The following is a 26,630-nucleotide window of genomic DNA, read 5'->3' as shown; positions in this document are numbered from 1 at the left end:
AAAAAATATTATTATGATAAATAAATTTAATTTAATGCTATCTTATCTGAGTAACCAACATCGAAAAATTATCTTTAGCGTCATGACTACACAAATTTTCAACTTGATTTAAAGCTTCTTGAACTGTAGTAGCCGATTTAAATACATTATTAATTTGGTAAGAGTTTAATTTATCTGAAACACCGTCAGAGTATATAATAATTATATCTTTAGGAAGTAGATTATTGACCAAATGACAATCAATAATGCTTTCTTTGATACTACCAGAAACAGAACGAGTTACAACATGCTTATAACGCTCTATATTATTAATGATACTTCCATTATTAATCATTTGATTTATTAAAGTATGAGAATGTGTTTCATAAAGCAATTCATTATTTCTTAAGTGAATGATTTTAACGTCACCAACCCAAAATAAAAAAGCTTTATTTTTTAAAATAATAGCACCACCCAAAGTTGCTCCAATTTTAGCATTTAAATCATCTGACTTTTGTTTTATTATTAGATTAGACTTATTGACTGCTTTTTGAATTTCTTTTTCACTTATATCATTTATTGTAGTAAGATAAGTATGAATATTCTCTGCTACTAATTTTGAAGCAACATCCCCATACTCATAACCACCCATGCCATCAACTACCATGTGCAAAATCCAATCTGGATTAATTGATTTTGAAAACAAATAATCCTGATTGCTTTTTCTTTTGCCTTTATTTGAAAATGAATTAATCATTAATGATCTCCTGTTGCTTGTTTTGTAGCTCCTCCATGTTTTGTAACTCTAGGACGAGTAGAAATTTTTATTGGCTTTAACGTAATACTTTGTTCAGATGCTTTTGTTGACCATAAAAACCCATCGCCTGGTTTCAATATACTCAAATCAGAAGGTGTTAAACTACTCAATTGAGTTATTGACTTTTGAATATGTTTAAGCCATTGAGGACTATTAAATTTATGTAATAAAACTATACTACTAAGTTCAATGATTTCATTTGGTAAACTTGGCGGGTCTTGACTGGCAATCATAATACTTACTCCTTTGTGTCTCATTTCTCGTATAGCTGTAACTATATTTCCAGTAAGATCTTTATTATCCATATACTTGTGAGCTTCATCAAACACAATAAATTTATTGAAATGTTTGTCATTATAAGTTTTTACTCCAGAGAATATATTAAGCATTATAACAAACAATCCAAGTGCCTCATCTTTTACAATAAACTCATCTCTTAGGTCAACAATAATTAGCCTTCCCGGTTTCAAAATATCCCGTATATAAAAGCTGTCATCAATATATTCTCTTGCAAAACTTAATTTTTGTCTGGCTAATGCTTTTTGACTGTTTGAGAGTAGTTCTGATGATTCTACACTTTCGCTCAAACCTTCCATAGTTATGTTTCTCCTCTGTTCTCTCATCAAGGATTTCAATTGTTTGATATATGCAGAATCATTTCCTACAGCGCCAAGCAAGAACATCCAATCTTGAACATTCAACTCCATTGAATTAAATGAAATAGGTTTAATTTCAATTGAAGGATATTCCAATCGTCTATCTTCTATTTTATCTCTTGGAGTTAATAAAACTACATCTTTTATTGAATCAGGTTCTGCACCAAATTCTTCTTTCAATTTTTGCAATTCAGTTCTTTTATCATTTGGATATATCATTGAAGTGAATTCTGGTTCATAATCCATGCTTTCACTATAATGAAAAATAACTCCTGCTAGAGGCGATGGTAAAACATTGATGCTTGAAAATTGTTTTAAAACCATTTCGGATATAGTACCAATAGTATAACTTTTACCTCCTCCTTGAACACCAAATAAACTGATAGTGTTGGTTTCACTCAAATCGATAGCAATTTTTTTATTTTGAATACTCTTTCCTAAAATCCCATATTGAGGACTTTCGGAACTCTTCCCAACGATAATATCATAATCTGGCTTTATATAAGTATTCGTATCACTCGCAACCTCTTTGTTTACTTCATGAATAACTTCATTTGGACTATTCGGTGTTGGAGTAACAGGAATATCTTCTTCATTAAAATCATCGTCTAAATCGTCATTATCTTCTTTTCTATAAGATTTATTAGAAGGAGTTGAATCTATCGTTGAGTCTATTGTTTTAATAAGCACTTCAACTTCAGGGATTACATCTTTTTGTTGTTTAATTTTTGATTTAAACCTTTGTAAAAAGGGTTTTAAAGCTTCATTTGTTCCAAGAGCAGTTCGTAATTCATTATCAAATTCTTTCTCTTCTAATCGTGTAGTATTTAAATCAGAATCAGGATCTAAAATGTCTTCAATTAGTTTAGCCCCAAAAGTGAAAAAAGTTAGACTATCATCAACAACTTCTTTCTCATGTCTTTTAGAAAATGAAAAATCAAAAATAAATCCTAACTGATTAAATTTTAAACAAAAACCTTCATCAAGTGTTTGAAGGAATGAACAATAAGTGTTATAGGCAGTGTCTGAAAGATAATTATAACGATAAGCTCTTTCAATATAGAAACTTAACAATGTTTTAAACTCTTTATTTTTTATCTCTCTATCCAATCGATCGACAGTAGTAAAATTGTTTGGATCAAAATGATGTCTTATAGCCAGAATAGTGTTTTCTATCTGCTCTTTCATTTTTAATTTCAAATCTTCTTTCTCAGACACTCCTATAAACTTTCTGCATTTGATTTCGATAATAGAAATTGATATTTCACGTTTATCTTTATCAATTGAGAACAACAAATTATCAGCTCTACTTTTTGAATTAGAAGAAAGATTTTCAAAAATATTTTGATGCAAATCAATGGGAACTAAAACAGCTTCTTCAAGGAAACCTTTTTTTTCTAGTACTCTTTTGGTAAAAGCCGAACCAATTACTTCAAAAGCTTTATTCTTAGTAGAATTAAGTTGTAATACAAGAGAACTACTTACTGCTCTTAAATCTTCAAGAATTAATTTTATTTTCTTCTCATCATCAGTATTGTGAATATTCAAATTGAACTCTTCAAAATGTGGACCTAACAAACCTAGAACCTCTGACGAAGGCTTTGTGGTTAAAAAAGAAGATATCCCGGAAATTTCTTCTCCTGGAACATAATCTAATAAGAAAGGTGTTTTTCCGTCTTTTGAGGGTTGGTCAAAAATTTGAGGTCCCAAGTTTTTATCAAATGTTATTACCCAATCTGAAAACTCATGCAATTGAGAAAGCAAAACTTTATCTCTATTAGAAAGTCTTAGTTCAATAGAAGGAATCGCTTCTGTTGAATTTATGGCTAAAGAACCTGCGACAAAAAATTGCAAAGAAGAAAATAGTGAACTATACAATAAATTTTGATTATTGTCTTGGATTGCATCAACATCAATATATCTATTCCATTTAATGTTAACATCAATTTCTTCAACTTCAATAGAATGTTCTAATATTAAACCATTTAAATAAAATGATTTTATGTTACGATGAGGCTTGAAAAGAGTAATTTTTACAGCAAACGGATTAACTAAAAAGCTTAAATGCGCAGCATACTTTGATGGATTTTGTAAATAAGCATCAATTTTATTAATTGAAAACCTCAACTTTGGAAATAATCTATTCTTAGAAGATTGAGAAAATAATTCGGCTTCTTCTGAAATGTTGGTTTCTGGATTAATTAAATTCTTTAATGCTTTACCATGTTCAATTATTGAATCTTCGCCAATGAAAATGCGAACTTCAAATTTAGTATCTACATAATCTAAATTTTTACCAATTTCAACAAACGAGTCCGAGAATATTGCTGCATCTCCAACATTAAATAAGTTTACAACCAATTTATCGGTATAAGGATGTTGTAACAAGAAATTTTTAAGGTGCTTAACAACTAATTTTTTACTTATATCCGTTTCAACATAATTCTCTGTTGAAATATTGAATAATGTTCTTAAATAGTGCTTTAGTTGTTGTGTTACTGGCACTAAAGATTCATTTGTACCAACATTAGAATTGTCTAAATATATTGCCCAACCAAAAGACAATTCACCTGCATAATCATAATTCTTAAATGAATTCGGTTCAACATAAACCAACGGATTTACTTCCGGTGATAAATTGCCTAAGAATAGTTCTTCAAGCTGTCCCCATTCTTCTAAATGCACTTGATAATCTATAGTTTTTTTATACCACTCATCAAACAATTCAATTAATTGTAAAAACCAAGACAATCGCAAAGGATGAATTGGCGACATTAGTAAACAGGAAACTGAGCTTCCATCAGGGAGCTTAGTTTTAACTTTTACTAAATCTAAGATTTGAATTTCACTCAAAAAATGTTTTATAGTTTCTTTTTCATCTTCATTTAATTCATCATCAAAAAGATTATTCTTTAATTGCGTTAACCATTCATCATAAATCTTTAGATAGCTTTTAATTACTTCTTTTAAAGAATATAAATTACTAGTTTCTATAATACCATTCGCAGTTTCATTTGAGTTTTTTATAGCTTCAAAAAGCTGATGCCTCAACTGAATTAATAATTTTGGTGCTATATCGGTTAGTTCGCTGATTTCAAAATCTATTCCTTGAAGTCCTACAAAAGCAATATTATTACTTATAGAACAATTAATATGACCTAACTGATTGCTGTGCTTTAAAAACTCATTTTCTAATAGGCGTAGCTTCGTAGATAAATTAATTTGATAATTATGTTTGGGTGAATAATTAATATGGAACGTCGAAACGTGCGTAAGTTTATCATCATTTAACCAAACGTTAGACAAATCACTCAGAGGTGGTAAATCTATACCTTCCCTACTTTTTAATCGCTCAATATTATACTTAAAAAAAGCTTGTAAAACATTGTTTAATTTATCTTTTCGTTGTGTCTCCTCTTTCTCTGGGTTTTCATCAAAAAAATAATCAAAATCATCAGAATCGCAAGTCAACTTGTAATTATAGTTCTTCTTTGTTTCTGGATTTTTACCTTCTTGTTCCCATGTTTTTTGAATAGTTGATTCTTTAAAGTCATCATTTGAATTCAAAACATTACCATGTTCATCCTCAGCCAAAACTTTGAAAAAATAAGAGCCCTCATCAAACATATTAGGGTTTAATTCAATTTTAGCCTCCTGATAAGGTCTATTTGAATTCGTATTTTTTAATTTTCTTAAAGTTGAAATTTCTTCTCCAGAACGACCATCAACAGACATTAAAACAACTCTAAAATATTTCAAATCATCAATATCTTTTGGAGGCGGATTTGTACTGTATCGAATTATAACTTTTGAAGTTTGATTTGGATTAGCAATTAAAACTTTTTTACCTTCTTCAGTTTTAAAATCCGTAGATCTAATATCATCAATAAAAAGTTTAATTTCTTTAAAATTCAAATTAGGTATAGACCATTTATCAAAGCATAACTCTGAATAGGAAGAAGCAATAAGTTGACAAATACTTTCTTGTGATTTTGCATCTTTTTCAGTTCTGAAAAAATCAATAAAATACTTTTGAAGAGTATCCTGTTCAATAGGTAATTCATTTATTCTATCATATAACGGTCTATTAAAAGAACTTAATATTTTAACACTGGTTTGGTTAAAATTCAATCTTGATCGAAGCAAATCTTCATTCTCTAATAAATCTTCATCTGGCAACAAATCTAATTTAAAAAGGTTTTTACCTATCGATTTTGCCTCGTAATCATTTTCTTCTAGGGTGATTAAATAATCAATAACCTTTGAAGTTTCCATTTCATCAATAACTAAATAGCTAAATATAGAATGAATAATACGTTTATTATTAGCAGGAATTTTAGAAATAAGTACTTCTTTCAGTTTAATTTCAATACCCTCTAATGATATTTCTTTAAAAGTGGCATTGCCATAAGAATCTTCAGCAGCAGTTCTACTATTGGATGGTATTAGAACTAATAGAGGCTTTTCTTGTTGATTTCTAAATTCAATTAATTTAGTAGCTGAAATGTAACAGTCACCTCTTTCATCTTCAGAAACAATAAAAGTATTTATGCTCGGATATTTCTCCGTTATTTCATCCCATAAATACATAAGTTCCTTATTACCAAAACCAGTAATTTTCATGCAATGTCCAGCCTTGGCTGTAATAAACTCATTATTATATAATGAAATTACTAGATCTATGATATTTTGATAATAGGAATTAATTTTTGTAAGCTCCATGGGAAAATTATTTTAGTTCGTAACGAGGTCTGATTTTTTGTAAAATATAGGCATCACTCAAATCATTATAAAAACCTATTTGTCTTAATTTTTGTTTGAAAGCTTCTACATTTTCTTTAAATGCTAAATGAGTATTCAAATCAGCATCTTCAAATCTTGGTTCAGACAAGCCATTTATTATTAAACCGTATCGATTTCTGATTTTCTCTGTGAGTTCTTCTATTGATAAGCTTTTTGTGATAAAATCATTATCTTCTCTATGTAATACTTGTATTTGTACAAGAGCTTCGAGTAATCGTGTTCCTAACACAAATCGTCTAGGGTGTTTTTTACTTCTTCCTTGTGCAATAAAACCTCTTTCATTATTTTTTTGAGACAAATTATCAATAAATTGAACGTGATACTTGTATTGATATGGTCCTCTTATTTTCACAAGCAATTCAATGTATTTGTCAAAATAGGTAGTTTCATATTTTACCATAGAATTCAACAATTCTTTGTCTTCTTCATCTAATGAACTTTGAATATTATTCCAAAGTACTTGAAAATATAGGTCAAAATCATTTTGAGGATTTTTTAAAAGATTTAAAGTAGTATCTAAATTCTTTAAATTATTCTTATCCAAATTTTCCTTCTTCAATACGGCATTAATCTGAAATGTGGCCTTGATGTAATCATAAATAGAGTTATACATTTTATCAGCATCTTCGATAGCTATTTTTGATATTTTACTTTCAAAATCATCGGTACTATCCAAAACAATACTCCAGTCATCTTTAATATCAAAACTACCTGTTTCAACTATTTTTGGCAACAGATAAATCAACTTTTGAATGTATAAGGATAAGTGAAATGATGTAATAGTTTTTAAATAATCTATCAAAACATTTCTAGGGATTTCTCTTTTATAAACCAATAATCTCCTAACATCATCACAGTACAATTCAGCTTGAGCTTTCAATATGGGTTTTATTTGGTTTAATGCAGAAGCACTTTCTAAAAACCCGGGTCTAACTTTTTTTATTAAATGTAAAATTGCTAAACTATCAACATCCAAGGTTTTAGTATTACTTATGGTATCAGTTGTTTTATCCCAACCTTCCATTAAAAATTGTTTCAAATCATCTTTAACTTCGGGATTTTGTCCCAGCATTAAGTAAACCTGGTCAGCACTAAAATAATCTCGGGTATTTTGAGCGTTTCGTACACGATAACTTTCTAAATGAATCGGTCTTAGAGAAGATATCTTTTCTTTATCAAGATTTCCTCTAAAAACCATATTTACTAGATTAGTTCGCATCCATATTTCAATAGCTTCAGAGTGTTCAGTGTATCCTGTGACAGAACCTTCTTCTTCAAGTACTCTAAATGCATTTTTTAACTTTTCAATTTCAATAAAAGCATTTTCACCAGCTCTATTTCTTTGTTTTGGTCTTATACCATCATGCCGCAACAACATATACAAATTAACCATGGTATAGTCAATATTTACGGCTTTAGCATCAGCTGTAAAAAGTAATTCATTTCTAAATACACTTTCTTCTTTATTTAATTTTATAGCCATAGTTAAAAGGTTACTGGTTCAACATTAATATGATTATAGCTGTCTTTCTTAATTTTATAAAATGCAATATTATCTCGGGTTACAACCACTTCATTATAACTCAAATTTTCAAGTAAATTTTTAAAGACAATTAGTTCTATGAATTTTCCCTTAAGGTCATTTAATGATGGGCTAAATCCTTGCTGTATGAAGAATAGCATTTCATATAGATCAAGTGATATGGTTAAACGGATATGTTTTTCTTCTTTGTGTCTGAAAATAAGACTATCCGGCTCGTATTCTAAATATTTTACCAAGTGTTCAGTCTTATTTACAAATAATTCAAAATCACTTAATTTAAATAATTTGAAGGATTGTCCCATAGGATCTTTTACATCAGATGAAGACAAAACCAAACTATCTTTATCCAAATTTTCATTATTACAGCCTTCATTCAAAGAAACAGCCCTAGAAATACTTCTTTTTATAGAATCTTCATTGTTAGTGCTTTTTAATATTTTAACAAAGGTGAAAACAGAATGATAGGGTAATCGCAACAAATAAGAAGGCATTTTAACTATTTCATCATCAGCTTCATCTCTATAATCAGTGTCAATTAATTCAGATTTACCTTCAAAATATTGATGTCTAACAAAACTTTTATGTTTGGTTTTAATTTGTTGAATAATCTCTGTATTTTGTTCATGAGCTGGAATATAGGACTTATTAGCATTAAATACATCCAATAACGAAAACTCTCTTTCAGCAAACTCAAGGTAATTTTTAGATAAATGCTTTCCGAAAAACAAATCTCTATCCAAATATGGTATTGCTACTTCACCAATATCAGTTTCTCTCAATAGCTTTATAAGTCTATCTTGGTTAGCACTATCTTGAACAGAAGGATTAGTAATATTAAAATAATAATATTGCCAATACTTTTGCGGTTCGCTTTCTGTAGTTTGTAATAATGATTTTAAATCCTCACAAGAATAATCACGTGTTAAAGTATAGGCTATTAATGACCTTATATCTCTCATAGTAACATGAAGTTCTCTTTTCAAACTTACCGTTTTAATCAACCATTCCATTCTTGAAATAATAGTATCTCCTGCTGCACAATCATTAAAGCTGTCAACATTGTATTTAATAAAACAGTTTTTTGCTAGAACACAACCATCACATTGTTTCCATAATTCTTTTTTGGTAAGTGCTTTAAACTGGTTTCTAAACAAACTACCTCCTTCATCGTCTTGAGCAACAACAGAGCGTAAATTCAAATTAACGATCATTACACCTTCAGGTAATTTCGTATGTCCTTCTTCGTAAAAATAATTTTCAATAGTAGTAGCTAATTTCGAATGTTTTTGCGAAGTAGTTAAAAACTCTACAAGCCGTCCTTCATTGATTGCAATTATCCTTCCTTCTTTAGCTAAATTATAATTGGTCAATCCTTCAAAAGGAGAGAAAAAGGTATCTAAAACATCGTTATTAATATTATTTTCTTCATCTTGAGAACCATCGTAATTACTCTCAAATGGATTTCCATTTATTTTGAATCTTGCTCCATTATGATGCGGATGTTGGATAACTTCTTTTACATTAGAATCATTTTCAATCTTTTTAATAAAAGCAGTCTTACCATCACCAGCATTACCAGTAATGATTAGTAATTTGTATTGTCCATCAACTATAGCCGGAATTAAACTCTTATCTAACTTTGTTGGTGTATAAGTTAACTCATCAAATTGACTGGTATTAAAATTAACTCTGGTTCCAGCATTGCCATATCGAGATTGGCTATACAAAGAATTAAGGTAATCAACTATGTTAGCGCCTTCAACACTTATTTTAAAAGTCTTGATTTTATCTTTATGGGTGTCAAAAAGCTGCTTAATACTATCATAAACGCGGTCTATATTACCTGCTGTAAAAGACTTAGCTCCACCTTTCCAAAAAACATCACTAATGATTGTTTCATCTCCAACTTTCAACAGTAATTTAATTGGGCTTCCTAAATCAATAGTAGTTTTGTAACTCTCAAGCTTTCCTTTAAAACGCAAAAGAGCATTTTCAATAGCTTCATACAAATCAACATAAGCATTCATTTTATCATACAATTTTAAATTGAATGAACTTCCTTGATGAATAATCAATTGAGTATGATATTTTTTATTACGTACGCTAACACCTTCATTATCATCTGTCGGAGTAACATCGAGTAATCGGTCTTCTAATAAAAGTAACGCATCATACATTTCTTTAGCAGTGAAAAATCTTTCTGATTTATTTGTACCAATCGCTTTGAGTAAAAAAGCAGCAAATTCTTTTGATATTCTTGGCTCTATAACTTTCGGATTATTCGGAGCCTTGTGAGCGAAAGGCATTTTACTTGGATGCCATGGATATTGTTTACATATCAATTCATACAAAGTAACTCCTAATGCAAAAGTATCAGCGGACAAATCCCAATTGACTCTATAATTTTCAGAAATTAAATCTGGTGCTAAATAAGGATTAGTTCCAACAAAATCTTTATTTTCAGAATTGGCTGAGGCAACATTAAAATCAATTAATACAAATCGAGAACCATTATCCCAGATGATATTGTGAGGTTTTATATCACGATGCATCAATGGGCTTTTTTTAGTTTGCATATCTACCAGGGCAGACAAAATATCTTTACCAACCTGATATACTGTATTTATAGGCAATCGAGCATCAGTGCGTGTATAATTACTTAAACTTTCACCATCTAAATACTCCATAACAGTAAAAAATTGTCCTGATGCCGTTAAGTCATTCCAAACAAACTTGACAATATTATTATGTTTCAAATCTTTAAGAGCTTCATATTCATCTTTAACCGAAGAAAAAGTAACACTTTCGTTGAATAATTTTAGGGTATAATAAGCATCTTGAATGTTATGTTTTACTTTAAAAACTTTAGAATATCCACCTTTACCCAAGATTTCGTAAATAGTATACGCTCCAATAGAATCACCTTCTTTTAATTCAGCAAAATCATTTGTTGATGGAACTGGAAGTGCAGGAACTGGTTTTGGATGTTCAGTAGAAGTACTTTCTAAAGATTGAAGAATAAATTCTTCCAAAGCATCTACACTTTCAATTCGAGTAGAATCGTCGGTAAGTATTGTTTTCAAACAAACCTCATCCAACCATTTTGGAAGATTAGTATTAAGTTTTGTTGGCATTTTATCGGTTGGCAATTTGCCTCCTAATTTATCTAGTTCATAGGGTGATTTAAATGGTTCTACATCAGTAAAAAGCCAATAAATTAACACACCTAAAGAGTAAATATCAGAAGCTTGATTAGCATCACCAACGGTCAATTCTAGCGGATGATAAGCCGTTGCATTATTGATATTTATGGTAGGCATTACAGTATAACCTTCATCACTATGATCTACAAAATAAGATTTACCAAAATTTCCTAAATAAGCATAGCCGCTACTCAAATAAATATTATCCGGATTAATATCTCTATGAAAAATATTTTCCTTGTGAGCTTCTTTCAAAGCAACCATAACATTTCGGATGATATTTATCTTTTCTGGAAAAGTAAAAGTTTTATGTCTAGCCTCAGAACGTAACGAATTTTCTTCAAGAAAATCAGTAATTTCATAAAACAAATGATTAACATCATCATTCCTAAATTCAACATTTAGAATAAAAGGTTTTGCTTTAATTTTACTCAAAGCATTATATTGATTTTTTATACGCTCTTCTTGTTTCTGTAACTCTTCTTTGGACAAACCAACAGATTTAAGCGAATATTCTTTAACACGCCTTCTAACATTAGAATTAACTCCTTTTGGCTTAACAAAATATTCTACAAAATTGGATTCTTGATGCAAAATTTCAACAATCTCATAACCTTCAACTTCGCGTTTTTCATTAGGTGATTTTTTACTTTGGTTACCAATTAAAAAATCAACAATAGCAGTTTGAATAGAAATGATATCATCTTTCACTTTACCAACACTATAAGGGTCGGTAATAAATTCAAGCAATCGAGTATTCAACTCAAAAGTTAACTTTTGTGCTTCACGAGAGATAATAGGTTGATAGGAATTCTGATAAGAAAGAGAAACTAAATTTTGTATCCATGCTTGACCCCAACTATGATTTTCTTCTTTTAATTTAGAAGCTAATATTGCTGTTTTTTGACGACCAGTTTTCAATGGGTTAGCCATTTGACGGTCGTTCAAGTACCAGTAATTATCATCACCTTCAATGCGGCCTTTCCAATCTTTATTTTCAATATTAAATACAGCATGAGGCGCAACAACAATAAGGTCATATTCCCAATACTGAGTTCTGTTATTTCTGGGATTGGTCGAAGCAATTTCTACATTTGGAATTAGGAAATAATTATCTGGAAGATTTGCTTCTAGAAAATCGAGTACTCGCTTTTCTCCTGCATTTACAACAGACTCAAAGTAAGGTGGTTTTAAGATTTTTGCCATGATTCTATTTCTTTTTCGATTAATTTAATCGCACTCATTTCTTTGTTATAGGCATCATACAATTTTTTGTGGGCATGTTTCACAATTTCATCTATTTCATTCATTAGCTTATCCTCGATTATTGGCACTGGTATTAACTCTAATAATTTATGAATTGGTCTACAAAGTTTTGTGCCAGACTGTGTTTTTCTTATAAATCTAAAGCCATAATCAGAAGCTAACCAACAATATAAATATCCTGGCGGAACCTTCATATTAGTTTTCATGCGTAAAAATTCTCCAGAGATTAATTGCCCTTCAAGCTCTTCATTTGCGAAAATGGCCCGGCAAAATGTTTCATTTTCGCCAAGAGTACCGACACCCGCAATAATTACTTCTCCGTATTCCACAAGCTTATCCGCTTTAACAAACTTTCTCGCTAGCATTTTTCCTTGCTTTTTTATATGGAAAATATCCGACTGATTAATCAATTTTATTGCAGTTGGCGAGTCTAATTCTAATCGCTGAAACGAACTAGTAGAGAAGAATTTTTTATCATTTAGGCATTCTGCTAGTGACAAATACTTTCCTGATTTTACATTTTCTTCTAACTTTTCAATTCTTTTGGAGTAGTTAAAAGCATTTATTGAAATTGGTGTAATTTCACTAATATTTCTTTTGAATGCTGAGACTTTTCTGTTATTACTTTGATTACCAAAATATTCATAAGCATCTGTTTTTAGATCATTAAGGTTTGTATAAACTTTTAGTTTTCTCTGCGCAGATTTTAGCATTGTGTTAGCTTCGAAACGAAGACTTGACGCTTCTAAAATAAGGTTATGACTTTGTTGTTGTATAATTTCTTTTAAAATGGGAATTGGTAATGCTGCTAAGTAATCGGGTTCTATATGTTGTATAACGGCTCCAAATGTACCTTGCGTCATTAAAGAATAACCAAATTTTGAAGATAAGAATGAATATAAATATCCTGATTTAATATTATCGCATGGAACTACACGAATTATATGTTCACTGGCCGTTTTTTCTTCAAAATTTTTATTTACATATGCAGTTTTTCCGACCGTCCCTGATCGAGTCACTAAAGTCCATCCTTCTTTCAAATAAGACTGTTCTATGTTTTTTGTTATTTTTCTGGAGATATACTTTAATGAACTAAAATCTGATTTCAACATATCAGAACTGCCCATAAAAGGAACTCCCACGATTTCATTCTCTACGTAAATTCTTTTTGCTCTACCTCCATAAAATATCTCATCTGTGACATCACCTAATCTATTATTACCTAAAGGTGATTGTTCAAGTATTTTTCTGGTGACCCTTCCATCACTTAAGTGAAATGAAGAATCAATTCTTATATCTCCTTCTGATATCCAGCTGTATTTTCCTTTAAGTACTTTCACTCTTTATCTCCATTTAAAAAATTACTATATGCTTCAGTTATTTTAGGAAGGTCATCGTCTAGTTTTCTTATTTTTTCTTTTCGACTTTTCACGATATACGAACCATCTTTCTTACTAAATAAGTATTCAGTAATGGAATCAAATAGCAGCTCTGCACCATCCTCATCTCTAAGATATATTGGATTACCTCTTCTGTCCTTTCCAAGTTTTTCGGCAATAGCCATAAATACCTCATAATCCTCAACCCTATCTTGAGCGAGTTGTTTTGCTAATTCAGTCTTCTTTTCTAAGAATAACAACGAGGCCTGTACGCCAACTTGTGGTAAAAATGCTTCAACTGCTAAATCAACAGACGCTAATATTTTAAATTTATTGAGTATCCACTCTCTTACTTTAAGCATATTTGGGTTTCCTAAGATACCATCAGGCAAAACAATTGCCATTTTACCACCGGGTTTTAAAAAGTCATAACAAGCTTCTAAAAATAGTACCTCTGGAGCATCACTATACTTAGAAAGTTCATAGCGTTCAGCTACTTCTTTTTCAACCTTTACTTTAGCACCAAACGGCGGGTTAGTAAAAATCATATCAAAAGTACCACGAGCATCTTTATAGTAACGATCTTCAATATCTCCCATAACAGCTAAACTTCGGTTAATAGCATTCTCAATTTTAGCTATTTCTTCTGGATGATCCCATTTTGGGTAAGCAAGAGAGTTAACATGAAAAACATTGGCATGCCCATCACCAGCCATTACCATATTCATACGAGCAGCTTTTTTCAAATCAGGGTCAAAATCAAAACCAAAAATGCTATTTTCTGCATATTCCTTTACACGTTCATTAACTTCAATAGAATTATATTTAGCCATCAATAAAGGACCTTCTAAATTTGGGAATAACTCTTGGGCTATTTGTTTTCTAACATGGTCCAACACCATCACAATAAAACCTCCCGAACCACATGCTGGATCCAGAACACGATGTTTCTCAGTGGGGTTCAACATTTCAACCATAGCTTTTACAATGTTTCTAGGAGTAAAAAATTGTCCAGCTTCTTGTTTCAAAGTATTACTCACAATAGTTTCATAAGCCATCCCTTTCACATCAATAGAAGCATCCAAGAAAGAGTATTTAGCAAGTTCACCGGCTATGAAAGCGACTCCTTTATCAGTTAATTCAATACCTTCATTTCCTGTAAATACTTCCGAAAACATGGAGTTATCTTTTAGCTTTTGAAAAATTGCTTTAATTCTATCAGCAACTGCTTTTCTACCTGCTTCTGTGTTTTGTTCTTTTATACCAACCCAAAATTCTCTTCTATAACTTATATCGGTTTCAATAAATCGTCGTTTCTCATCATAAAGTTTACAAAAAATAAGGTTTAGCAATTGCCAAAAAGCATCTTTCTTTCTTCCTTCGTTTCCATAAATATAATCGTGTGCTCGTTTAAATACTTTTATCAACGAGTCATTGGCAGGTTTTCTACTATAAGAACGGTCAGCTCGGTCAATATCAGCCAATGTTTCTCCTTCACCTGGGAAATCTGATAAATCTGTAAAATCAAAATCATAGCCTATAGCATCATCCTCTTTTTGAAGAAAATGATAACTAGAACCATTTGCCCACAATCCAAAATAACAACTTGGTACGGCAGCCATTGCATTTTCAAGAGTGGCTGTTAATCCTTTCTTGCTGTCATTCTCTTTAATTTTATCATCCTGAATAACACAAATTCGAATAATAGTATCTTGAATATGAGTTTTTCCCTTTTCAAAAACAACCAATTCAACTTTCTGCTTTTTAGCTTTACCAATATCTGGGTCAACAAACTCAATTTTAAAATCGCGTTCCATATCATCCAAATCAAAACCATACTCTTCATTTAGCATACGAACCACAGATTGTAAATTTACTTCTGCACTTGTGGCTTTCTTGGCTTCAGAAGTTAATAAACACAATACTTGATTGTCGTCTAAAATTATTTCTTCTTGGGTAATTGTTTCGTTAGTCATTATGTATTGTTTGTATAAGTTGTTCTATTTCATTTCGTTGGTCTCTTCTCGATGCATATCGCAGAAGCTTATTTTTATTTACATTATATTTTCTAAAGGCACATTCAAAAATTTCCGATATTGAATAATCAAGAGGTTTCAAATAATTTTCAGAAAGCAACCATGCATTAACTAAGATTCCTTCTAGCGTAGGTAAAACATAATCACCAATATGATCGGTAGGTGTTTCCGAAATCAAAGGGTATAATAGTATTACATCATTTTGAGGAAGAATATAACGTTGAATGATTTCTTGATTAGGCTCCAAATAAACTGGTTTACTCATGGATTGCATTTGTTCAAACAACTCATTAAGTTCATCCTTCTGCACTAACAAAAATACAGCACGCTTTTCATTTTCTCGTTCTATAATTACATCAAGCATTTCTGTATCCCACACAACCAATTCAGCAGCAGTAAATACTTTAGTTTTATTGTAAATACGTTTTGTTTTTAAGCTGAGTTCTAGCTTGAATTCAGGCTTAAAGGCAAAAGTGTATATACCTCTACCTGTTTGATAGATAAGATTTTCAGCTTTTAATTGATTGATTTTCCATGGTATAGTTTTATTGGATAATTCCGGAAATAAGTTAGAAAGGAACAAAACAAGCTCCTTTGAAGTTATAGTGGTTTGATTTGAAAACTTTCCTTTTATCGCTAAAGCTACTTCGGTATTTTTCATAAAATTGGTTAGGAGCATCAAATATAGAAATGTTTTTGACAAAATCAAAACTTTGGCAATTTATTTTTAAAAATGCCGATATTTTGTTTATTTTTTTAAATAACTCTAAGTGTTTAATTTAAGCTATTTAAGTATGTGAAGAGTAATTGTGATTAACCTTATCGTATCCTAATTTTATTTCTACTAAACTAAATTTAGTTTAAATAAAAAAATACAATTTAATTTTAATGAAAAACCAAGAAAAATAATATTGTAAAGACTATTGAATATTTAGATAAGAATTTCCAAAATAACAATATCATAAAAAGTTTGTAAAAACCTAAGTAAAATTTATCAAAAAACATTGAAACGACTACGATTAAAGTTGATTTGGCTATTTTTAAACTTTAAAAGTTACTGAAATTTGCATCAAATATTTAAACATAAAAAAGATGAAAATTATTGTAACAGGTTCTTTAGGGAACATTAGTAAACCATTAACGGAAGAGTTAGTCCAAAAAGGACATCAAGTAATAGTGATAAGCAGCAATATTGAAAAACTACAAGCTATTGAAAATTTAGGAGCTATTGCAGCCATTGGTTCAGTAGATGATGGGGATTTCCTAGCAAAAACATTTTACGATGCAGATGTCGTTTACACGATGGTGCCACCCAATTACTTTGCCGATGAAGATATAAGAGAATATTATCGCAAAATAGGTATTATTTACAAAAAAGCCATAAAAGAGTCTGGCGTAAAACGAGTTGTAAATTTAAGTAGTTACGGTGCACATTTAGATAAAGGTACAGGAATTATTTTAGGTTCTCATTTTGTTGAACAAACTTTGAACGAGCTATCTGATGTTAAAATAACACACATTCGACCTACTTATTTCTACTACAATTTAATGAATCTTATCCCAATGATCAAAAGTTCAGGAATCATTTTTGCGAATTATGGTGGCGAAAAAAGTTTTGAAATGGTCTCACCTATTGATATTGCTTCAGCCATTTTAGAAGAGATAGAAATGCCATCCACACATCGAAAAATAAGGTATGTTTCTAGTGACACACTTTCGGGAGTTGAAATTGCTAATATTTTAGGAGCTAAAGTAGGTAAACCTGATTTAAAGTGGATTGTGGTTTCTGATGACGAAACACGCAAAGGTTTCTTAGACAGCGGTTTTCCTGAACTTCTTTCAAATAATTATGTTGAAATGTTTTCAAGTTTAAACAGTGGTAAATTAGCCGAAGACTATAAATTGAACAAACCAGCAGTTTTAGGGAAAGTAAAATTTTCAGACTTTGTAAACGATTTTGTAACCACCTATAATTCATAATAAATATTTATTTTTGAGCAATGAAAAGCAATCCAATTCATAGATTTAAAACCATTAGCGAGTACCATCGACAAAGAGGGTTACCACCACCCGAACATCCGTTGATTAGTTTAATCAATTTTGAAGAAATGCAGTATTTGGGAGAAGCTAGTCCCGTGAGTTGGTCTATGGATTTTTATTCCATTGCATTAAAGCGCAATATTAATGGGAAAATAAAGTACGGTCAACAAAAATACGATTTCGATGAAGGCGTTTTGTTTTTCATTGCTCCAGGACAAATTTTCAGTATTGAAGTTGAGAACCATAAAGTTTTAGAAACATCAGGTTGGATGTTACTTGTCCATCCTGATTTTTTATGGGGTACAAGTTTGGTCCAAAAAATAAAAAAATACGACTATTTTGACTATTCAATAAACGAAGCTTTGTTTCTTTCTGAAAAAGAAGAAACAAGTTTAATAAACATTTTGCAAAACATCAAACAAGAATACCAATCGAATATTGATAAATTTAGTCAAGATCTAATTATTGCACAATTAGAATTGTTTTTAAAATATGCTGATAGATTTTACAACCGCCAATTTCTAACACGTAAAATTAGTAATCATCAAATATTAAATCGGTTAGAAAAATTATTAGACAATTATTTTGAAATGAATGATTTAAATGCTAAAAGTTTACCTACTGTCAATACAATTGCTGAAAATCTAAATGTATCACCCAATTATTTGAGTTCGATGCTCAAAGTATTGACTGGACAAACCACACAACATCACATTCACAATAAATTGATAGAAAAAGCAAAAGAGAAATTATCAACCACAAAATTGACTGTTTCAGAAATTGCTTTTCTGTTGGGTTTTGAACATTCGCCATCATTCAGCAAATTATTTAAAGCAAAAAGTGGTGTTTCTCCTTTGGAGTTTAGAAATTCATTTAATTAAAAAAAAGAGACTTTAAAATGGTTTAATGGTAAGTTTAGTATTATTGATTGGTATTTAAACCCTCGTGGTAATCAATGATTTTGCTTAAAACTTCCATTGTTATTTTAAATTTTTCTTCTCCAACTAATTCTATGTAATTGTCAATTAAATTGGATAATTTTTGATTTGAAGTCGTAACAAATTCTTTACCATTGTCAGTTAAATTAATTCTGTTACTTCTTTTATCATTATTTATAGTTTTGGAAGTTATCATACCAATTTCTTCTAATTCTTTTAAAGTTCTACTCATTGCTTGTTTAAAAACCAATGATTTTTTTGATAATTCACTGTTAGTATTGCCTTCTGGACTAATATTAAAAATTACAGGCATAAATGACAATTTCATATCAACCTTTTCAGGTTTAATATTATGTTGAGACCAAACATCAAAATGCTTTTTTGCAATACAAATTAACCTGCCAAAGTTGTCTTTATCATCATATTGAACTTTAATCTCTTTATTTTCATTCATCTTGATATATTTTTTACAAAGATATAAAAATAATAATAGTAAACAATGTTGTCTATTTAGTAAACAATGTTTACATTTGCGATAAACAATTTAATTCAACGAAAAATGAAAAAGACAATTTTAGTAGCTGGAGCAACAGGCAACCTTGGTGGCCGCATTGTAAAAGCTTTGGTAAAAGAAGGAGCAGCAGTTAAAGCGATAGTTCGTAAAGGTAGTGATCCAAAGAAAATTGAAGCTTTAAAAAATCTAGGTGTTAGTGTAATACCAATAGATATGGCTAACATTTCAGAAATTGCAGCAGCTTGTGTTGGCGTTTCTTGTGTAGTATCAGTACTAGCAGGTTTAAAAGATGTAATAATTGATGGACAAAAAAATCTTTTGGAAGGTGCAATTCAAGCAGGTGTTCCTCGTTTTATTCCTTCTGATTTTTGTACAGATTTTACAATCATTCCAGAAGGAGAAAATAGAAACTTTGATTTAAGAAAAGAATTCAAAAAGCATTTGGATAGAAGTCTAATTAAAGCAACTTCTATTTTCAACGGATGTTTTACAGACATTTTAAGATACAACACACCATTGTTTGACACAAATAACAAAACCATTGTGTACTATGACGATAAAATGGACTGGGAAATGGATTTTACTTCAATGGACGATACTGCTGCTTTCACGGCATTAGCATCTTTGGATGATGATGCACCAAGAGATTTAAGAATTGCAAGTTTTAGAGTAAGTCCAAATGATTTAGTGCAATTAAGCGAACAACACAAAAATCAGAAATTTGAACTTGTAAACGGTGGTTCTATGGAAGGTTTTTCAGCCTACAACAAAAGTCAAAGAGCGGCAAACCCAAAAGGCGAAATGGAATTATATGCCTCTTGGCAACAGTCGCAATATGTTTACAGTATGTTTTTGGCAAACCACTCCAATCTTGATAATAACAGATATCCAAATTTACATTGGGCTTCTGTAGAAGAAAATATTTAAAAATTAATTTCAAAACACAGTTAAATTCATCAATGATAGGTTACAAAAAAATTGACCAATACAACACGGAGAAAACAATTGAAATAGCAGAAAGTTTCAAAAATATAATAGAAAATTTAGGGGAAGATACCAACAGAGAAGGTCTTGAAAAAACGCCCGAAAGAGTTGCCAAAGCATTCCAGTTTTTAACACACGGATATGAATCGGATCCTTTAGAAATTTTGAAATCTGCATTGTTTACAGAAGATCATCAGCAAATGATTGTAGTGAAGAATATCGAAGTCTATTCCATGTGCGAACATCATATGTTACCATTTTTCGGAAAAGCACACGTAGCCTATATTCCTAATGGCAAAATAGTTGGATTAAGTAAAATCCCGAGAATTATTGAGGCTTTTGCCAGAAGGTTACAAGTGCAAGAACGGTTGACAGACCAAATTAAAGATTGTATTCAGGACGCTTTAGAACCACTTGGCGTAGCTGTAGTTATTGAGTGCCAACATATGTGTATGCAAATGCGTGGCATTCAAAAACAAAATAGCGTAACTACAACCTCTTCTTTCACTGGTGCATTTGAAAAAGATAAAACTAGAAAAGAATTTATAAGTCTAATCTCCAATAAGTTTAGTTAAATGGAAGTATTTGTATTTAAAACTAATGTAACAACAAAAAATGAAATTATTGCAATTAGTCAATTACTAGACAATACATTAGGTAGTGGTTGTTGGACTTTTGATTTAGAAGATGTTGATAATATTTTTAGAGTTGAAACTGATAGTAATAAAGCTTCAGAAATAATTTCAAATTTTAAATTATGCGGGTTTATTTGTGAAGAATTGCAATAAAAAAACCACACTTTTTTAATAAATCTAATATTTTATGAGTGTGTTTTTTCAAATTTATCAAACAAAAAAGTAAAGTTTAGGCTTTATAATTTAGATGGAAATTCAAACTTTAAAAAACTTTTTGTCAAATGACATATTTCGTAAAAACAGATTTCACCAACTTGCATCTATGAAAAATTTTATAGACTACGTCTTACAGTTTGGAAATTTAAACCAACAACAAATTGACTTAATTTCAAAAAAAACCACAGAATTAATCCTTCAAAAAGACGATTATTTTCTAGAAGCTGGAAAAGTTTCCAAACAGTTTGGTTTTATCATTGATGGCATTACTCGGGTTTCATATTACAACAACAAAGGAGAAGAAATAACCAAATATTTCATTGAAGAAAATAATATTTTAGTCGATTTAGAAAGTTTTGAAAACGAACTTCCTTCCATTGCATACGTTCAAGCCATAACCGATTGTAAAATGATTGTTTTTTCGAAAAAAGATTGGCAAGAACTGCTCAATACGATTTTGGGCTTTGATGCCATCGTATTTAAAATTATTTCAAAAGCATTACTTCAAAAAATAGAAAGAAGAAGTTCTATAGTTTCAGAAAATGGAACTACAAGATATTTGGCTTTTTTAGAAACTTATCCCAATCTTGCCAACCGTATACCCCTATCCTACTTGGCTTCCTATCTAGGTATGACACAATCTTCTTTAAGCAGAATTAGAAAAAATATTCGATAATTTGCTTTTTGCCAAATGGCAAATGATTTCATTTTTAATCGATGCAACTTTGCAGTATTAATTTAAAAAGTATAAAAATGAAAACCGTATTAATTACAGGAGCAAACAGAAGCATTGGGTTAGAAACAGCCAAAAAGCTTTCAAAAAAAGGACTATTTGTCTATTTAGGAACCCGTGACCTTCAAAAAGGAGAAGCAGTTGTAAAAGAATTAAACGATAATGGATACGAAAACATCAAAGCCGTGCAAATTGATGTTACTAATCTGGATACCATTGTAGCTGTCAAAAACACGATTGAAACTGAGCAAGGCAAATTAGACATTTTGATAAACAACGCAGGAATTAGTGGTGGATTTCCGCAATCAGCAATCGATACTGATATCGCTATTTTTAAAGAAGTCTATGATATTAATGTGTTTGGGCTAATTCAAGTAACTCAAATTTTTATGGATTTATTAAAAAAATCTGATCAACCACGAATTACCAATTTAACTTCGGGTTTAGGTTCGCTCACTTTACACAATGATCCAACTTGGCAATATTATGATATAAAAGCAGCTATTTACAATTCATCAAAAGCGGCACTAAATATGTATACTATCACTTTGGCTTATGAGTTGCGAGAAACTAATTTCAAAGTAAATGTGATTGACCCAGGTTTTACCGCTACCGATTTCAATCATCATACTGGTCCAGGAACTGTGGAAAGTGCTGCAACATTTGTAGTAAAACATACTGTAACTGATGATAATACACCAACAGGAAAATATTTTAGCAACGATATAAAAGATAGAACTGAAATAAGTCCTTGGTAAAAATAATATCGGAATTGTGATTGTAATAACTCATTTTGGATACAACTAACTTCATTTTGGAAACTTTAAAATTTTGCATACTGCGCACCTTTGTACTTCACAAAATATAAAAGTAAAGATGAGCAAAAAATTAGAAAACAAAGTAGTTATTGTAACTGGTGCATCCAAAGGCATCGGTGTTGGCATTGCAAAACAAATGGGAGCATCTGGTGCAAAAGTAGTTGTAAATTACGCATCTAGCAAAGAAGGAGCAGAAGCTGTAGTGGCAGAAATAGTAAAATCAGGCGGTAATGCAATTGCTGTGCAAGGCGATATGTCAAAACAAATTGATGTAAAAAGGCTTTTTGAAGAAACAGTAAAAGTCTTTGGTGGTTTAGATGTATTAGTAAACAATGCAGGTATCTATGAATTTGCATTATTAGAAACATTCACCGAAGATTCGTATAGAAGAATGTTTGATATTAATGTGTTAAGTCTTCTTTTAACATCACAAGAAGCTGTAAAACTGTTTGGTACAAATGGTGGAAGTATTATCAATATCAGTTCTTTTGCAAGTACAAGACCAGAACCATACTCTGTAGTTTATGGCGCAACAAAAAGTGCAGTAGACAATATAACTACATCACTTTCGCAAGAATTAGGTCCTAAAAATATAAGAGTTAATTCTATAAGACCGGGTGGCGTTTTCACAGAAGGTGTGGCTAGTTTAGGTACTACTGAAGATTCCGATGCTATAAAAGGAATGGTTAATAGAAGTGCTTTAGGTCGTATGGCTACACCAAACGATATTGGTAAAATGGCAGTATTTTTAGCCTCTGATGATTCAAGTATTATTACTGGGCAAACTATTGAAGTATCTGGTGGCTTTAAATAACTGTTATCTGAAATAATAAATTTTTGGGAATAGAGCTATTGACATAAAGACAACTGATAACAGCGAAGAATTAGATTTGTTGCAGGGCGAAATTTAAAATAATTTGAACAAAAAGAGAAACAATTAAATTTCTCTTTTTGTTTTTTAAGAACTTTACAAAATGAAAAAAGATGATAAAAATATAAGAATAATCAATTCTGTTTCTGAATTGCATCGATTATTGTCATTGTCAAAACCTTCGCATCCTTTGATTACTTTAATAAATCACAGCGATGTTGCAACAATATCAGATGAAAACAAGGAACGATTACTTTTAAATTTTTACAATATATCAATCAAAAGAAGTTTTCAAGGTCAAATGAAATATGGTAAAAACTATTATGATTTTGACGAAGGAACCATGTCATTTGTTGCTCCAAATCAAGTTATAGCAATGGATGATGATGAAAACAGAGACAAAGAAGGTTGGTCACTTTTATTTCATCATGATTTAATTCGAAATTATCCTTTAGGAAAAACAATTAAGAATTATGGCTATTTTTCTTATGAAATAAACGAAGCACTTCATTTATCTGATGAAGAAGAGAAAATAATCGAAAGCTTGGTTCAAAATATCCAAAAAGAATACCAATCAAGAATTGACACTTTTAGTCAAGATGTCATTGTTGCTAATCTCGAATTGTTATTAAATTATTGCAATCGTTTTTATAACAGACAATTTGTTACAAGAAAAATGGCAAACAACGATTTACTCTCTAAATTCGAAAATTTATTATCAAATTACTTTGAAGATAACTCAAAAATAGGCTTGCCAACAGTTACTAATTTAGCAGAACAATTGCATCTTTCGCCAAGTTATTTGAGTGATATGCTAAGAACAGTTACAGGACAAAATACGCAACAACACATTCACAACAAACTAATTGAAAAAGCAAAAGATGTTTTAACGACAACTAATTTATCAGTAAGCCAAATTGCTTTTGAGTTAGGATTTGAATATCCGCAATCATTTAGTAAACTGTTTAAAGCAAAAAGCGGAGTTTCGCCATTAGAGTATAGAAAATCGTTTAATTAAATATCTTTGTAAAAAATTAAAAATGGAAGTAGATCATATTTTTATATTTTCAAAAAATAAAGGACAAGAGGCTGGTGAATTTGTAAAATTTGGATTTACAGAAGGAACCAGCAGAGTTCATATTGGACAAGGAACGGTGAACAGAAAATTTTATTTCCAAAATTTTTTTATCGAAATACTTTGGGTGGAAAGTGAAGAAGAAATTAAAAGTGAATTTATATTACCCACTAAATTATGGGAACGTTCCAATTTTATAAATAATCAATACTCTCCTTTTGGAATGTGTCTTGTTAATACAGATGAAACAGAATTGTTATTTAAGAAATGTATCAAATACCAGCCAGAATATTTCCCTAAAGGACTAGAAATTGAAATACTTACCAACGAAAAAAATCCCAAATTACCTTGGACATTTCGATTACCCTTTAAAGGCGAAAAGAAGATAGTGGACGAGCATACTACTCATAAAAATGGAATAAAAACTTTAACAAATATAGAATTCAAACTACCGATTATTCAAGATGAATTTACAAGCTATTTTATAAATGAAAAACTTATAAAATTTGAAAATGGTTTAGAAACGAACTTAACATTAACGTTTGATAAGAATCAAAACAAAAAAGAATTTATATTTAAAAATCTACCCTTAATAATTAAATACTAAACAAACTTTGTTTCAATCCTCTTTTATCTTCTCTCTATGTTGTTTTCCCCAAGCTGCCATTGAATCTACTATTGCTTTGGCAGTATAACAATACGCACTAATTTTATATTCCACCGTTACTGGCGATGTATCGTAAACGGTTCTTATTACCATTTTATTAAGTTCAAGTTCCTTTAACTCTTTAGAAAGTACACGATTAGTAATTTTTGGAATGAATGCTTTGATGTCTGTAAACCTACTATTTCCTTGTTTTATGGCTATGATAATTGGCAATCTCCATTTACCACCAAATACATATAAGGTATCTTGGACATACATAATCATATTCTTTGTTATTTTTTCGTTTTCGCTTGTCATATTATTTTTATTGGTATCCTTTAGTATATCGGTATCAAATGTATACTTATTAATTGATAATTTTGCATTGTAACAAATTTTAAATAAAGAATTATGCAAAAAAGAAAATTAAGAGATTTAGAAGTATCAGCAATTGGCTATGGTGCTATGGGTTTGAGTATGGGATATGGTGCTACTCCAGAAAAAGAGGAAGCAATAAAATTAATTCGTAAAGCCTATGATTTGGGTTGCACATTCTTTGATACAGCCGAAATTTATGCAATGGGTGCCAACGAGCAATTGGTTGCTGAGGCTTTAAAAAGTGTTCGAAATAACGTTGTTATTGCAACAAAATTCTTATTTCAAAAAGATTGGGAAGGCAATGCTACAGAACACTTGATGAAAGAATTAAGAGGTCGATTAGAAAATTCTTTAAAAATGCTGGGTACAGATCATATCGATTTATATTACCAACACAGAGTAAATCAAGACATTCCAGTTGAAGATATTGCTTATTGTATGGGTGAATTTATAAAAGAGGGTAAAATATTGGGTTGGGGTCAATCACAAGCAACTGTAAATGAAATAAGACGTGCACACGCAGTAACTCCATTAACAGCACTTCAAAGCGAATTTTCTATTATGGAACGTATCTATGAAAAAGATGTAATTCCAGTCTGCGAAGAACTTCGTATTGGTTTTGTTCCATTTTCTCCATTGGCAAGCGGATTTCTATCTGGTAAATTAAGTACGGAAACAAAGTTCACAGGTATTGATGCCAGAAGAGTAATTACTCGTTTTGAAAAGGATAACATTATTGCAAATCAACCCTTATTAGATTTACTACATCAATTTGCAAGTGATAAAGAAGCAACACCAGCACAAATTTCTTTAGCGTGGATGCTCCACAAAAAAGATTTTATAGTGCCAATTCCTGAATCAACAAATGCTAAAAGAATTACTGAAAATCTTGGAGCAGCAAGTGTACTAATAACAGATACCGAATATGCAAATATTGAAACTGAATTAGCTAAAATTCAAATTCACGGTAACAGAACCGATGAAGATATGATGAAATTATGGTCACTAAAAGATTAATTTTTAACCAATTTGTAAAAAAATTGAATAAAGCCTGCACGTAAATTAGCAGGCTTATTGTGATATTTCTATTTTGAATATTT

The 26,630-nt window shown here is 30.5% G+C and carries 20 protein-coding genes; 11 read left to right on the top strand and 9 right to left on the bottom strand.

Annotated features, from left to right (window positions below; translation table 11 throughout):
• Positions 1-37: 37 nt before the first annotated feature.
• The 7 genes from G9Q29_RS05275 to G9Q29_RS05245 are packed head-to-tail and all read right to left on the bottom strand — an operon-like array spanning position 38 to position 16,343.
• The gene (locus tag G9Q29_RS05275; RefSeq protein ID WP_166134051.1) at positions 38-736 is read right to left on the bottom strand and encodes a PP2C family protein-serine/threonine phosphatase; all 699 of its coding nucleotides are present in this window, start codon (positions 734-736) and stop codon (positions 38-40) included.
• A complete protein-coding gene (gene mads8 / locus G9Q29_RS05270; RefSeq protein WP_166134044.1) occupies positions 736-6,174 on the bottom strand; it encodes a methylation-associated defense system ATP-binding protein MAD8 in 5,439 nt (1,812 codons plus the stop codon). The genes G9Q29_RS05275 and mads8 overlap by 1 nt, the downstream gene beginning before the upstream one ends.
• 7 nt (positions 6,175-6,181) lie before the next feature.
• Positions 6,182-7,738, bottom strand: coding sequence for a methylation-associated defense system protein MAD7 (mads7, locus tag G9Q29_RS05265; RefSeq protein WP_166134042.1), 1,557 nt, complete (start codon positions 7,736-7,738; stop codon positions 6,182-6,184).
• Between the two features lie 2 nt (positions 7,739-7,740).
• The gene (mads6, locus tag G9Q29_RS05260; RefSeq protein WP_166134040.1) at positions 7,741-12,207 is read right to left on the bottom strand and encodes a methylation-associated defense system protein kinase MAD6; all 4,467 of its coding nucleotides are present in this window, start codon (positions 12,205-12,207) and stop codon (positions 7,741-7,743) included.
• Complete coding sequence (gene mads5, locus G9Q29_RS05255) at positions 12,192-13,607, bottom strand: methylation-associated defense system restriction endonuclease subunit S MAD5 (RefSeq protein WP_166134038.1); 1,416 nt, start codon at positions 13,605-13,607, stop codon at positions 12,192-12,194. The genes mads6 and mads5 overlap by 16 nt, the downstream gene beginning before the upstream one ends.
• On the bottom strand, positions 13,604-15,622 hold the full coding sequence (gene mads2, locus G9Q29_RS05250; protein ID WP_166134036.1) for a methylation-associated defense system DNA methyltransferase MAD2: 2,019 nt from the start codon (positions 15,620-15,622) through the stop codon (positions 13,604-13,606). Before mads2 ends, mads5 begins: the two co-directional genes overlap by 4 nt.
• Complete coding sequence (locus G9Q29_RS05245; RefSeq protein WP_166134034.1) at positions 15,615-16,343, bottom strand: DUF6577 family protein; 729 nt, start codon at positions 16,341-16,343, stop codon at positions 15,615-15,617. The genes mads2 and G9Q29_RS05245 overlap by 8 nt, the downstream gene beginning before the upstream one ends.
• Positions 16,344-16,774: 431 nt before the next feature.
• Between G9Q29_RS05245 and G9Q29_RS05240 the strand changes: the two genes are divergently transcribed.
• Together G9Q29_RS05240 and G9Q29_RS05235 are read left to right on the top strand one after the other, a co-directional pair.
• The gene (locus G9Q29_RS05240) at positions 16,775-17,662 is read left to right on the top strand and encodes an NmrA family NAD(P)-binding protein (protein WP_166134032.1); all 888 of its coding nucleotides are present in this window, start codon (positions 16,775-16,777) and stop codon (positions 17,660-17,662) included.
• 20 nt (positions 17,663-17,682) lie between these two features.
• Positions 17,683-18,603, top strand: coding sequence for a helix-turn-helix domain-containing protein (locus tag G9Q29_RS05235; RefSeq protein WP_166134030.1), 921 nt, complete (start codon positions 17,683-17,685; stop codon positions 18,601-18,603).
• Between the two features lie 40 nt (positions 18,604-18,643).
• Here G9Q29_RS05235 and G9Q29_RS05230 read toward each other — a convergent pair whose 3' ends face one another.
• Positions 18,644-19,114: a MarR family winged helix-turn-helix transcriptional regulator gene (locus tag G9Q29_RS05230; protein ID WP_166134028.1), complete on the bottom strand. Its 471-nt coding sequence runs from the start codon at positions 19,112-19,114 to the stop codon at positions 18,644-18,646.
• 105 nt (positions 19,115-19,219) lie between these two features.
• On the opposite strand from G9Q29_RS05230, the gene G9Q29_RS05225 reads away from it, so the two are divergent.
• The 8 genes from G9Q29_RS05225 (at position 19,220) to G9Q29_RS05190 (ending at position 25,113) form a co-directional block, all read left to right on the top strand.
• The gene (locus G9Q29_RS05225) at positions 19,220-20,101 is read left to right on the top strand and encodes an NmrA family NAD(P)-binding protein (protein ID WP_166134026.1); all 882 of its coding nucleotides are present in this window, start codon (positions 19,220-19,222) and stop codon (positions 20,099-20,101) included.
• A 32-nt stretch (positions 20,102-20,133) separates the two neighbouring features.
• Positions 20,134-20,733 carry a GTP cyclohydrolase I FolE gene (folE, locus tag G9Q29_RS05220; RefSeq protein WP_166134024.1) on the top strand — a complete coding sequence of 200 codons (600 nt, stop codon included), beginning with the start codon at positions 20,134-20,136 and terminating at the stop codon, positions 20,731-20,733.
• Positions 20,734-20,946 (top strand): hypothetical protein, encoded by a 213-nt coding sequence (locus tag G9Q29_RS05215; RefSeq protein ID WP_166134022.1) that lies wholly within the window; start codon positions 20,734-20,736, stop codon positions 20,944-20,946.
• Positions 20,947-21,115: 169 nt separating this feature from the next.
• Positions 21,116-21,685, top strand: a complete 570-nt coding sequence (locus G9Q29_RS05210; RefSeq protein WP_166134020.1) for a Crp/Fnr family transcriptional regulator — start codon at positions 21,116-21,118, stop codon at positions 21,683-21,685.
• 77 nt (positions 21,686-21,762) lie between these two features.
• Positions 21,763-22,500 carry an SDR family NAD(P)-dependent oxidoreductase gene (locus G9Q29_RS05205; protein WP_166134018.1) on the top strand — a complete coding sequence of 246 codons (738 nt, stop codon included), beginning with the start codon at positions 21,763-21,765 and terminating at the stop codon, positions 22,498-22,500.
• A 118-nt stretch (positions 22,501-22,618) separates the two neighbouring features.
• Positions 22,619-23,374 (top strand): SDR family NAD(P)-dependent oxidoreductase, encoded by a 756-nt coding sequence (locus G9Q29_RS05200; RefSeq protein WP_166134016.1) that lies wholly within the window; start codon positions 22,619-22,621, stop codon positions 23,372-23,374.
• Positions 23,375-23,534: 160 nt separating this feature from the next.
• Positions 23,535-24,449 (top strand): helix-turn-helix domain-containing protein, encoded by a 915-nt coding sequence (locus G9Q29_RS05195; protein ID WP_166134014.1) that lies wholly within the window; start codon positions 23,535-23,537, stop codon positions 24,447-24,449.
• Positions 24,450-24,471: 22 nt separating this feature from the next.
• The gene (locus tag G9Q29_RS05190; protein WP_166134012.1) at positions 24,472-25,113 is read left to right on the top strand and encodes a hypothetical protein; all 642 of its coding nucleotides are present in this window, start codon (positions 24,472-24,474) and stop codon (positions 25,111-25,113) included.
• A gap of 12 nt (positions 25,114-25,125) precedes the next feature.
• Here the strand turns inward: G9Q29_RS05190 and G9Q29_RS05185 are convergent, their stop codons facing one another.
• Complete coding sequence (locus tag G9Q29_RS05185) at positions 25,126-25,437, bottom strand: winged helix-turn-helix transcriptional regulator (RefSeq protein WP_225872889.1); 312 nt, start codon at positions 25,435-25,437, stop codon at positions 25,126-25,128.
• Positions 25,438-25,563: 126 nt separating this feature from the next.
• Between G9Q29_RS05185 and G9Q29_RS05180 the strand changes: the two genes are divergently transcribed.
• On the top strand, positions 25,564-26,547 hold the full coding sequence (locus G9Q29_RS05180; RefSeq protein WP_166134008.1) for an aldo/keto reductase: 984 nt from the start codon (positions 25,564-25,566) through the stop codon (positions 26,545-26,547).
• Positions 26,548-26,630 lie beyond the last annotated feature (83 nt).

Source organism: Flavobacterium turcicum (assembly GCF_011365745.1).
GTDB classification, from domain to species: domain Bacteria; phylum Bacteroidota; class Bacteroidia; order Flavobacteriales; family Flavobacteriaceae; genus Flavobacterium; species Flavobacterium turcicum.
The sequence above is the reverse complement of the archived record's forward strand: the minus strand, read 5'-3'. Positions and strand labels throughout refer to the sequence as shown.